Origin of the sequence: Micromonospora sp. S-DT3-3-22, from assembly GCF_015354745.1 — a bacterium.
GTDB classification, from domain to species: Bacteria; Actinomycetota; Actinomycetes; order Mycobacteriales; family Micromonosporaceae; genus Micromonospora; species Micromonospora wenchangensis.
Genome location: NZ_JACGMO010000180.1, coordinates 1 through 10,204, shown reverse-complemented (window position 1 = coordinate 10,204; position 10,204 = coordinate 1). Strand labels below are relative to the sequence as shown.

The 10,204-nt window shown below is 73.7% G+C and carries 12 protein-coding genes and 1 pseudogene; 8 read left to right on the top strand and 5 right to left on the bottom strand.

Annotated elements, in window-relative coordinates:
• Positions 1-306, top strand: a pseudogene (locus tag H1A17_RS31885) (hypothetical protein); the annotation flags it as partial.
• Between the two features lie 13 nt (positions 307-319).
• Here the strand turns inward: H1A17_RS31885 and H1A17_RS31880 are convergent.
• From H1A17_RS31880 to H1A17_RS31870, 3 genes are all read right to left on the bottom strand, one after another.
• Complete coding sequence (locus H1A17_RS31880) at positions 320-2,374, bottom strand: glycogen debranching N-terminal domain-containing protein (protein WP_145923067.1); 2,055 nt, start codon at positions 2,372-2,374, stop codon at positions 320-322.
• A complete protein-coding gene (locus tag H1A17_RS31875; protein WP_145921868.1) occupies positions 2,374-2,751 on the bottom strand; it encodes an SCP2 sterol-binding domain-containing protein in 378 nt (125 codons plus the stop codon). Before H1A17_RS31875 ends, H1A17_RS31880 begins: the two co-directional genes overlap by 1 nt.
• 78 nt (positions 2,752-2,829) lie before the next feature.
• On the bottom strand, positions 2,830-3,204 hold the full coding sequence (locus H1A17_RS31870; protein ID WP_145921867.1) for a DsrE family protein: 375 nt from the start codon (positions 3,202-3,204) through the stop codon (positions 2,830-2,832).
• A gap of 12 nt (positions 3,205-3,216) precedes the next feature.
• On the opposite strand from H1A17_RS31870, the gene mtfM reads away from it, so the two are divergent.
• Both mtfM and H1A17_RS31865 read left to right on the top strand, forming a co-directional pair.
• Complete coding sequence (gene mtfM / locus H1A17_RS35375; RefSeq protein ID WP_305070382.1) at positions 3,217-3,321, top strand: small membrane protein MtfM; 105 nt, start codon at positions 3,217-3,219, stop codon at positions 3,319-3,321.
• Positions 3,315-3,905 carry an FABP family protein gene (locus H1A17_RS31865; RefSeq protein WP_194823612.1) on the top strand — a complete coding sequence of 197 codons (591 nt, stop codon included), beginning with the start codon at positions 3,315-3,317 and terminating at the stop codon, positions 3,903-3,905. Before mtfM ends, H1A17_RS31865 begins: the two co-directional genes overlap by 7 nt.
• Positions 3,906-3,994: 89 nt before the next feature.
• Here the strand turns inward: H1A17_RS31865 and H1A17_RS31860 are convergent, their stop codons facing one another.
• Complete coding sequence (locus H1A17_RS31860) at positions 3,995-4,837, bottom strand: aminotransferase class IV (RefSeq protein WP_194823611.1); 843 nt, start codon at positions 4,835-4,837, stop codon at positions 3,995-3,997.
• A gap of 91 nt (positions 4,838-4,928) precedes the next feature.
• Here H1A17_RS31860 and H1A17_RS31855 point away from each other — a divergent pair, with 91 nt between their 5' ends.
• The 4 genes from H1A17_RS31855 to H1A17_RS31840 all read left to right on the top strand — a co-directional run bounded on the left by H1A17_RS31855 (position 4,929) and on the right by H1A17_RS31840 (position 8,582).
• Positions 4,929-5,333, top strand: a complete 405-nt coding sequence (locus tag H1A17_RS31855; protein ID WP_145923066.1) for a Fur family transcriptional regulator — start codon at positions 4,929-4,931, stop codon at positions 5,331-5,333.
• Positions 5,330-6,442 (top strand): folate-binding protein YgfZ, encoded by a 1,113-nt coding sequence (locus tag H1A17_RS31850; protein ID WP_194823610.1) that lies wholly within the window; start codon positions 5,330-5,332, stop codon positions 6,440-6,442. The genes H1A17_RS31855 and H1A17_RS31850 overlap by 4 nt, the downstream gene beginning before the upstream one ends.
• A 146-nt stretch (positions 6,443-6,588) precedes the next feature.
• Entirely contained in the window at positions 6,589-7,416 is an 828-nt protein-coding gene (locus H1A17_RS31845) for a 3-keto-5-aminohexanoate cleavage protein (RefSeq protein ID WP_145921863.1), read from the top strand.
• 206 nt (positions 7,417-7,622) lie between these two features.
• Positions 7,623-8,582: an asparaginase gene (locus tag H1A17_RS31840; protein WP_145921862.1), complete on the top strand. Its 960-nt coding sequence runs from the start codon at positions 7,623-7,625 to the stop codon at positions 8,580-8,582.
• A 63-nt stretch (positions 8,583-8,645) separates the two neighbouring features.
• Here H1A17_RS31840 and H1A17_RS31835 read toward each other — a convergent pair whose 3' ends face one another.
• The gene (locus H1A17_RS31835) at positions 8,646-9,446 is read right to left on the bottom strand and encodes an alpha/beta hydrolase (RefSeq protein ID WP_309236917.1); all 801 of its coding nucleotides are present in this window, start codon (positions 9,444-9,446) and stop codon (positions 8,646-8,648) included.
• A gap of 112 nt (positions 9,447-9,558) precedes the next feature.
• Here H1A17_RS31835 and H1A17_RS34920 point away from each other — a divergent pair.
• On the top strand, positions 9,559-10,204 hold a 646-nt coding region (locus H1A17_RS34920), incomplete at its 3' end, for a helix-turn-helix domain-containing protein (protein ID WP_228544624.1).

Sequence of the window (10,204 nt, the reverse complement as noted above, 5' to 3'; positions counted from 1 at the left end):
CCGCAGCCGTCGGCGGCCCCCGCCGATCCGACGCTGGACGCCGCGCTGCGGGCGCTGGGCCGCCCGGCGCGCTCCGCCCCGGAACAGGTCACCGCGCCGTGCCCGGGCGGCGGCACCGCGCGTACCGTCGCCGTCTCGGCCGGCGACGCGCCGGTCGCGCTGACCGGGCTGCGTCCGCTGGCCGCCGGCTCCCCGGTGGCCGACCTCCCCGAGGTGTACGCCTACCGCAGCGGCCCGGCCACCGTACTGGCCGACGGCACCGGCGCGCAGGTACGGGTCGCCGCCTCCACCGGCTGCCCCGGCTGACCCGCCCGCCCGGTCAGTGGCGGGGTCCGTGGTCGCGGGGGGTACGGCTGCGGCCGAGGGCGTCGACCCGACCCCATCGGCCCGGGATGTCCAGCAGTTCGACCCGGCCCATCCCCTCCGGCACCAGCGGATCGATGATCAGGTGCTCGCCCTGCGGTTCCAGACCGAGGATCACCCGCAACAGCAGCAGCGGGGTGCCCGCCGACCAGGCCTGCGGGCTGCACGCCGTCGGATACTGCACCGGGTAGTCGGTGAGGGTGCGTTCGTAGCCGGCGAACGCCTCCGGTAGCCGGCCGCCGAAGAACCGGGAGGCGTCCAGCATCGCCTCGCAGATCCGCCCGGCCTCCTCCCGGAAGCCGTACCGGCTCAGGCCCCAGGCGATGAACGCGTTGTCGAACGGCCACACCGTGCCGACGTGGTAGCCGATCGGGTTGTAGCGGCCCTCGCCGGTGGCCAGGGTGCGTACCCCCCAGCCGGAGTAGAGCCGGGGGCCGAGCAGGTGTTCGGCGATCCGGGCCGCCCGGGGTTCGTCGACGATGCCGCTCCACAGCAGGTGGCCGATGTTGGAGGTGAGCGAGTCGACGTGCCGGCCGTCCGGGTCCAGGGCGACGGCGAAGTACTCCTTCTCCGGAATCCAGAAGTCCCGGTTGAAGCGTTCCTTGAGCGCCGCCGCCTCCCGTTCCAGCCGGTCGGCGTACTCGGGGTCGTTCCAGAACAGCCGGGCCATCCGGGCGCCGCGCCGCTTGGCGTCGTAGGCGTACCCCTGGATCTCGCAGGTGGCACGGGGGAAGCCGGGCAGCCGGCCGTCGGCGTAGGAGATGGCGTCCCAGGAGTCCTTCCAGCACTGGTTCTCCAGGCCGGTCTCCGGGTTGCGGCTGCGGTACCAGACGTACCCGGTGCCGAGCAGGTCGCCGTAGCTGTCGATCCAGTGCAGCGCGGCGCGGGCGGCGAACTCCAGCCGTTTGACCAGCGCCGCGTCCCCGGTCCACCGCTCGTACTCGTCGAGCAGGATGATGAAGAGCGGGGTCGAGTCGGCGGCACCGTAGTAGGGGGAGTGCGGTTGTTCCTCGAAGCCGGCGGTCTCGCCGTACCGCAGCTCGTGCAGGATCTTGCCGGGTTCCTCGTCGCGGAAGTCGTCGAGCCGGTAGCCCTGGAGCCCGGCCAGCATCAGGATCGTCGGCGGCACCAGCTCCGGCAGGAACGGCAGCACCTGCAACGAGGTGAGCATGCTGTCCCGCCCGAACAGGGTCATGAACCAGGGCAGACCGGCTGCGAGCAGCCGTACGCCCAGCGTGATCGACTCGTACCGGAGGGCGGCCAGGTCGTGCAGGCTCTGCCGGTACGCCCCGGCGAGCGGCTCGCAGTCGCAGCCGAGCTGCGGTGCCCGGCCGACCAGCTCCTCCTGCTCGTCGCGGATGACCGACGGTCCGCGTACCGCCCCGAGCGCGGTGATCGCCCGGACGTCCTCGCCCCGCGCGCCGTGGATGATCGGCGTCACGGTCAGCCGGGTGCTCCACTCGGAGTGCGGCGCGACGGTGATCGACCAGGTCATCCCGGCTTGGTCGACGCGGGCGTCGGCGCTGCTGGTGATCGTCGCCTCGCGGTGGAACGCCTCGCGTCGGTAGGTCAGCCGCAGCGCGTTGTCCCCGGCGACGGCGGTGGTGCGGCCCTTCTTCGGCCGCTGGTGCTTGATCTCGAAGAGGTCGGCGAAGTCGGAGCCCATCTCCAGCCGCAGGTCGAAGCGCATCTCCCGGCCGGAGTGGTTGAGCACGGTGAGTTCCTCGGTGAAGTTGCCACCGATCGACCGGGTGCGGATCATCGACACCTTCGCGTCGAGGTAGTGCGTCGGCTCGCCCGGGACGAGGAAGAACCGGGTCTGGTAGGAGTGCGCGTCGTCGACCGAGAGGGCGTGCAGCCGCTCGCCGTCGAGGGTGAGCAGCCAGGTGGACAGGAACCGGGTGTCGAACGAGAACAACCCGGTCGGGAAGTCGAACGACGGTTCGACGTCCCCGCGCCCGTCGCAGACCAGGAACGTGTTGCCGTCGAGGATGCTGACCCGCTGCTGCATCACGCCCGCCCGGTCTGCTCACGCGCGGTCTCCCGGGGGTCGCGTACCCCGGGCGGGGCGGGGAAGAACTGCCGGAAGACCAGGAACAGCATCACGTTGCCGCTGAACGTGGACTCGTTGCGCAGCACCGCCGAGACGCCCTGGGCGCGCCCGGTGACCAGCCGTTCGAAGAGGTCCGCGCTGCTGCTCCAGACCGCGTCCGCCGGGCCGCTGGCCCGTTCCACCACCGCCCGGCCGGGGCTGATCCGCACCAGCCAGTGGTCGGTGTGGTCGTCGGTGACCAGGTCGATCTGGAGTGTCCCGGTGACGGGGGCACGCAGCACCGCCGGGGCACGTGCCGGCACTGCCGCGAAGAACTCCTCCGTCGCCCGACTCACCTCCGCATGGTAGGCAAAATGCCTACAGACAGGGGCATTATCGGCACCGCCCGGTGGGGTCGGTAGTGGGCGGCCGGGTCAGTAGACGAGCGCCTGCGCGCCCTCGGCCATCGCCTCCTCGACGAAGACGGCCGCGCCGGCGATCCGGACGCCGGGCAGCACGTCGTCCGGGCCGATGTCCCGGCGGGCGGCACACTGCGTGCAGGCGGTGACCTGGCCGGTGGCGAGGATGACGTCCAGCAGGTCGGTCAGCGGCGCCGAGTGCGGCAGGGTGAACTGCCCGGCCCGACCGGGCACGGCGAACCAGGTGGACTCACCGGTCAGCCAGAGCGACACGGTCACCCCGGCGGCGGCGGCCGTGGCGGCCACCGTGAACGCCTGCGCGCACCGCTCCGGGGCGTCCGCTCCGGCGGTGGCCTTGACGACGAGAGTGCGGCCCATGGGGCCCAGCATAGGATGACCATGATGGTTACCGAGATCGGGTTCGTCAGCCTGCTGGTCGCAGCCCTGGGCGCGCTCACCGGTGGCCTGGTCTACCTGGCCGTACGCCTGTCGAGAGGTAAATGGTGAGCGAGAATCCCCTTCAGCCGCCGTGGTTGAACGCGCCGCCGGTCGAGGAGTACCCGTACCAGGAGAGCCACGACCTGCGGGTCGGCCCGAAGCTGCACCCGTCGCTGGACGGGCTGTTGCCGTACGTCGGGGTGTGGCGCGGGCGGGGGCGGGGCGGTTTCCCCACCATCGAGGACTTCGACTACGCCCAGGAGATCCGGATCAGCCACGACGGCCGGCCGTTCCTGTTCTACGAGTCCCGGGCCTGGCTGCTCGACGAGGAGAGCCGTCCGGTCCGTCCGGCCGGGCGTGAGGTGGGCTGGTGGCGTCCGGTGCTGGACGGTGAGCGGGTCACCGACGAGTTGGAGGCCCTGATGACCACCCCGACGGGGATCATGGAGCTGCACATCGGCCGGCGTACCGGTACGCAGATCGAGTTCGCCACCGACGCGGTGGTGCGTACGGCCACCGCCAAGGAGGTGACGGCGGGTGCCCGGCTCTTCGGCATCGTGGAGGGGGCGCTGCTCTACGCGCAGGAGATGGCGGGCATGGGCCACAGTCTCTCCCCGCACCTGTCCGCCCGGCTGATCCGGGTGGCCGGCTGACCCGCCGGCCGGGAGTTGATCGACTCAGGTGGGCCGATGTCGCGGTGTCCGTGAGCGGAGTCACCGCAACATCGGCCCCACAGGCCCACTCACGAAAACCCCAACAGCCCCCGAAGGCGGGGCGTGTGCGGGGAGGCCGGGCGGGGCGTGGCGTCGAGGGTCCTGACCTCGACCAGGCCGCGTACCGACGAGGTCAGCCAGACTCCGGCGGCGGCGTGCAGCCCGGCCGGGGTGACCATCCGTTCGGCCGGGGTCAGGCCCAGCTCGGTGGCGTGGTCGAGCAGCCAGCCGCAGGTGGTGCCGGGCAGGATGCCGGTACGGGCGGCCGGGACGGTGCACAGGGTGTCGCCGTCCAGCCAGACGACGTTCGCGCCCGGAGCCTCCAGCACGTAGCCGTCGGTCGAGACCCAGAGCACGTCGTCCACGCCGGTCCGGTCGGCCCAGCGGCGGGCGGCGCTGCTGGTCGCGTACGAGATGGATTTGATGCCCGTGGGCAGCCAGGACAGTCCGGGGCGGGTCGTGGCCGGTGCCCCGAGGGGCAGGGTGGCGACGGTGACCCCGGCGTGGCGCAGCCGTTTCGCGGCGGCCGGCACCTCGGCCAGGGTGGCGTAGACGGTGGGCAGCCCGCCGCCCTCCGGCCCCCGGGTGCAGACCAGGCGCAATGCGCCCTCGACCCCGGCGGGCCAGCCGTCGACGAGGGCGTCCAGCAGATCCACCAGGACCGCGTCGGGCGGCAGCGGGAGTTCCAGGGCGGCGGCGCCGACGCGCAGCCGGGCCAGGTGGGCGGTCCGCAGCCAGGGGCGTCCGTCGCGCAGGTGCATGGTCTCGAACAGCCCGTCGCCGCGCAGCACGCCCAGGTCGTTCCCGCGCAGCACCGGCTCCGTCGCGGGGACGACACCCCGGCCGAGCACGGCGATCCTCGATGCCACCACGACCGCCGAGCCTAGCGGCGGCCCGACGCGGCCGGGCGCGGGCCGGCGGCCGAACTATGATCGGACGGTGTCCGAATCCTCGCTGGCGGAAATGCTCCGCTCCCGTGGGTTGCGGCTGACGGCGCAGCGGCAACTGGTCCTCCAAGCCGTGCTCGACCTGGGGCACGCCACACCGGAGCAGGTGCACACCGCGGTCCGGGAGGTGGCCGCCGGGGTCAACATCACCACCATCTACCGGACGCTGGAGCTGCTGGAACGGCTCGGCCTGGTGACCCACACCCACCTGTCGCACGGTTCGCCGACCTACCACGCGGCGGGTGAGCACCAGCACATCCACCTGGTCTGCCGCGAGTGCGGCGCGGTCGACGAGATCGACCCGGAGCTGATGCGCCCGCTGGCCGACCAGCTCGCCACCGAGCGGGGCTTCCGGGTGGACATCGGGCACGTGGCGCTCTTCGGCGTCTGCGACAACTGCGAGGACGGGGAACCGACATGATCGACATCGGGGGGGCGGTCGCCGTCGAGGCGATCGACGAGGCCAGCCGGGACCAGCCGGACGCCGAGCACCGGGCGGCCGGGGTACGGGGCGTCGCCGCGCACTACGGCGACCCGCTGCGCGAGCAGCGCACCCTGGCCACCGGGGTCGGCCTGGTGGACCGCTCGCACCGGGGGGTCGTCGCCGTCTCCGGCCCGGAGCGGATCGGCTGGCTGCACACCCTGACCAGCCAGCACCTCGCCGCGCTCGGCCCGTGGCAGGGCACCGAACTGCTGGTGCTCAGCCCGCACGGGCACGTCGAGCAGCACGCCATGGTCACCGAGGACGGCGAGACCACCTGGCTGGACACCGAGCCGGGGATGACGGCCGGCCTGCTGACGTACCTGGAGAAGATGCGGTTCTTCAGCCAGGTCGAGCCGCGCGACGCCACCGCTGACCACGCGCTGCTGTCGCTGGTCGGGCCGCAGGCCACCGACGCCGTCGCCACGCTCGGCGTGACCGGCCTGGCCGCACCCGAGGTGCTCACGGTGCCGGGTCCGAAGTTCCGCTCCGGCGAGCTGCCCCCCCGCCCCACCATCCGGTACGACGTGCAGCCGCTGACCGGTGGCGGGTGGGCCCGCCGGGTCCCGCTCGGGGTGGACCTGCTGGTGCCCCGGCCCGCCCTGGACGGGGTCGTCGCCGAGTTGCGTGCCGGCGGGGTGCCGGCGGCCGGGCTGTGGGCGTACGAGGCGGTGCGGGTGGCCGCCCGACGGCCCCGGGTCGGGGTGGACACCGACCACCGGACGATCCCCGCCGAGGTGGGCCTGATCGCCCCGGCGGTGCACCTGGACAAGGGCTGCTACCGGGGGCAGGAGACGGTCGCCCGGGTGCACAACCTGGGCAAGCCGCCGCGTCGGCTCGTCCTGCTGCACCTGGACGGGGTGACCACCGACCAGCTTCCGGCGGCGGGCACCCCGGTCACCCTGGACGGCCGGACGGTCGGCTTCGTCGGCACCGCCGTGCACCACTACGAGCTGGGTCAGGTCGCGCTGGCCGTGGTGAAGCGCAACCTCGCCGACGACGCCCGGCTGTCGGTGGGCGACGCCGCCGCCGCCGTCGACCCGGGGTAGCCGACCCACCCGACGGTAAGGATGCCCATCCACCGCTATAGGGACGGGAATTTCTTCGCGTATTCCTCTTCGAGCGTGCGGTTCTTCCTGCCCTGCCTCGGCTGCGCCATCGACCTCGGGCGGTCGGGACGGTTACCATCGCCGGCATGACGACAGGGACGTTGATCACGGTTGCCCCGACCGGCGCGGAGTCGGCCAAGGCGGAGGTGCCGGCGCTGCCGGTGACCCTCGACGAGTTGCTGCTCACCGCCAAGGAGTGCGAGGCGCTCGGCGCTTCCGTGATCCACGTCCACATCCGGGACGACGCGGCCCGTCCCACCCTCGACCAGGGGCGGCTGCGGGAGACGGTGGCGGCGCTGCGCGAGGGCACCGACCTGATCGTGCAGCTCTCCTCCGGCGGCGCGGTGACCGACCCGGAGGCCGACCGGCTGGCCGTGCTGGACGCCGCCCCGGACATGGCCTCCTGCACCATGGGCACGGTCAACTTCGGCGACGACGTCTTCCTCAACCGGTGGGAGTTCATCGTCGACCTGCACACCCGGATGCAGGAGCGCGGCATCCTCCCCGAGTACGAGATCTTCGACCTCGGCCAGCTCGCCGCCCTGCCCCGCCTGCTCGACCGGTACGGCCTGCCGCACGGCGGGCACGTGCACGTCGACTTCGTGATGGGCGTGCCGGGCGGGATGCCGGGCACCACGGCCACCCTGGTCGCCGCCCAGCAGATGCTGCGTGACCTGCCGGCGGGCACCACCTTCTCGGCCACCGGCATCGGGCGCAGCACCATTGCGGTGATGCTGGCTTCGCTCTCCACCGGCGGTCACCTGCGGGTCGGCATGGAGGACACCGTGACGTACGCCAAGGGCCGCCCGGTGGAGTCCAACATGCAGCTCGTCGCCCGCGCGGTCGGGTTCGCGCAGCTCGCCCAGCGCCCGCCGCTGACCACCACCGAGGCCCGTCGCCTGCTCGGCCGGTAGCCCGCCGCCTGCCCGCCGGCCGTGTGGCCTGCCCGCCGGCTGGTGGCCTGCGCGCCGGCCCGGCGTGTGGTGGCGTGCCGGCGACCGGTCGGAGTCGGCCTGCCCGTCGGTAAGCCACACCCGGCCCGGCGCTCCCTACCCGCGCGGCTGACGTCGCAGGTCACCCGGGTGCCGGCCGTGCCGGCCCCCGTCGGTACCTTCCCAGGGTGACCAAGACGTACGAGGGTGGCGAGCCGCTCGCCGAGGTGGTCCGGTCGGGGTTCGTGGAGGGTGTGCACCGGGGTTCGGTGGTGGTGCTCGACGCCGCCGGCGGCCCGGTGGCCGGTGCCGGGGACGGCACCTCACCGATCTTCCCCCGGTCGGCCAGCAAGCCGTTGCAGACGCTCGGCATGCTCCGGGCCGGACTGGCGACGACCGACCCGGCCGACGTCGCGCTCGTCTCGGCGAGCCACGCCGGTGAGGAGTTCCACCTGGCCCGGGTGGCGGCGCTGCTGCGCTCCGCCGGACTGGACCCGGAGGCCCTGCACTGCCCGCCCGACCTGCCGTTCGGCGAGGCCGCCCGGGAGGCCGTGCTCCGGGCCGGCGGCGGTCCGAGCCGGCTGGCGATGAACTGCTCCGGCAAACACGCCGGGATGCTGCTGACCTGCCTGGCCGCCGACTGGCCGCTGGACGGGTACTGGCGGCCGGAGCACCCGTTGCAGCGGCGGCTGACCGCCACCGTCGAGGAGTGCACCGGTGGGCCGGCGGCGGCGGTCGGGGTGGACGGCTGCGGCGCGCCGGTGCTGGCGGTTTCGCTGACCGGGCTGGCGCGGGCGTTCCTGCGGCTGGTGGCCGCCGAGCCCGGCTCCCCGGAGCGCACCGTCGCGGACGCGATGCGGGCGTACCCGGAACTGGTCGGCGGCACCGGGGCGGACGACACCCGGCTGATGCGGGGCGTGCCGGGGATGCTGGCGAAGATCGGCGCGGAAGGCGTGATCGCCGCCGCGCTGCCCGGCGTCGGCGCGGTCGCCCTCAAGATCGACGACGGGGCCACCCGGGCCCGGATGCCGGTGCTGGTCTCCGGGCTGCGCCGGCTCGGCGTGCAGGCCCCCGTCCTGACCGAGTACGCCGAACTTCCCCTGCTGGGTGGGGGCCTCCCCGTCGGCGCGGTCCGCCCCGTCTGGTGACGCCCCCGGCCCCTGCCCGGCGCCTTCCCGGTGGCGTGCGGGCGGGGCGGGCCGGCCGCGTGGTCAGGGCAGGAAGGCGCGGAGGGCGTCGGCGACCGGGGCCGGGCGTTCCAGCGGGACCAGGTGGGCCGCGTCGGGCACGTCGGGGAGGCGGTGGGCGTCCGGGGCCTCGGCGGCGATCCGGTCGGCCAGTCCGATGATGTCCGGGATGTCGACGGCACCGGCGGTGACCAGCACCGGCATCCGCAGCTCGCCGAGCCGGCCGATGGCGGGCGGGTCGAGTTCGACGACGTCCACCGCGCTCAGCGCCTGCTCGGCGGCGAGGGCCCGGCGGTCCGACTCCTCGGCGGCGGCGATGAACGCCGGGTCCAGGTCCTCCGGGCGGCGGTACGGGCCGACCACCCAGAACCGCACCTCACCTGCCGCGTTCGCCGCGAGATCCTCCTCGTCGACCTCGCCGACCAGGGTGTCCCACAGCTCCTCGGTCTGCTCCGACCACTCGTGCCCGGACACGGCGGTGCCGAACAGCGCCAGCGCCGACACCCGTTGCGGGTACGCCAGCGCGGTGTCGATCGCCACCGCCCCGCCGAACGAGCACCCGGCCAGGGCGGCCTGTTCGATGCCGAGCGCGTCCAGCACCGCCCGTACGTCGTCGTGGTGGGCGAAGGACTCGGGGGGCAGCGCGGAATCCCCGTAGCCGCGTAGGTCCAGGCAGATCACCCGGTGCCGGTCGGCGAGGGCGTCCCGTACGCCGTGCCACATCCGTCGGTCGGCGATCCCGGCGTGCAGCAGGAGCACCGGGCTGCCGCTGCCCGCTTCGTCGTACCCCAGGGTGGTGCCGTTGACGGCGATGTTCGTGGTCACGCCGTGCAAGGTACGGACCGGACATCCGGTCCCGCAACGCGGTTTTGTTACCTCGCTAACTCTGGCTAGCGTTTTGCTTGCTGGAGCTAGCAGCGCGGACTACGGTTGGGGTATGGCCGCACCCAAGGATCTACCCGACGTCGGCGGATTCATCCGTGACCTGCGGCGGAACGCCAAGATCTCGCTCCGCCAACTCGCCGAGCAGGCGGGGGTGAGCAACCCCTACCTCAGCCAGATCGAGCGGGGCCTGCGCAAGCCCAGCGCCGAGGTGCTCCAGCAGCTGGCCAGCGCGTTGCGGGTCTCCACCCCGGCGATGTACCTGCGGGCCGGGCTGCTCGACGACAAGGAGGGCCAGGGCGTGCTCGCCGCCATCGCGGTCGACCCCGACCTCACGATGGCCCAGAAACAGTCCCTCAGCCAGATCTACGAGACCTTCCGCCGGGAGAACGCCCGCCTGGCCGAGGCCGAAGCCGCCGCCAACCCGTCCGCCGAGGACGAGCCGGTGGCCGGGGCCACCGGCGCACCGGCCACCGCCACCGCACCGGACCCGTCCGCTACGGGCCGGACCGTCACCGGCGGGACCGCCGTCACCGACCGGACCGCCGTCACTGACGAGACCGTCACGGCGGCCGTCACCGACGGGGCCGCCGCCACGGATCAGCCGGTCGTCACGGACCGGACCGCCGCCGTGGCGGACCGGCCGGCCACCCCGGCCCCGGCGGGCGGCCCGTCCGCGCCGGCCGTGCCGACCGGGGCGG

What these genes read in the sequence shown, in the direction of transcription:
- H1A17_RS31850 (WP_194823610.1), top strand. Translation starts at nt 5,330, where the DNA reads ATGATCGACATCGGGGGGGCGGTCGCCGTCGAGGCGATCGACGAGGCC.
- mtfM (WP_305070382.1), top strand. Translation starts at nt 3,217, where the DNA reads ATGGTTACCGAGATCGGGTTCGTCAGCCTGCTGGTCGCAGCCCTGGGC.
- H1A17_RS31845 (WP_145921863.1), top strand. Translation starts at nt 6,589, where the DNA reads ATGACGACAGGGACGTTGATCACGGTTGCCCCGACCGGCGCGGAGTCG.
- H1A17_RS31870 (WP_145921867.1), bottom strand. Translation starts at nt 3,204, where the DNA reads ATGCTGGGCCCCATGGGCCGCACTCTCGTCGTCAAGGCCACCGCCGGA.
- H1A17_RS31855 (WP_145923066.1), top strand. Translation starts at nt 4,929, where the DNA reads ATGCTCCGCTCCCGTGGGTTGCGGCTGACGGCGCAGCGGCAACTGGTC.
- H1A17_RS31880 (WP_145923067.1), bottom strand. Translation starts at nt 2,374, where the DNA reads ATGCAGCAGCGGGTCAGCATCCTCGACGGCAACACGTTCCTGGTCTGC.
- H1A17_RS31865 (WP_194823612.1), top strand. Translation starts at nt 3,315, where the DNA reads ATGGTGAGCGAGAATCCCCTTCAGCCGCCGTGGTTGAACGCGCCGCCG.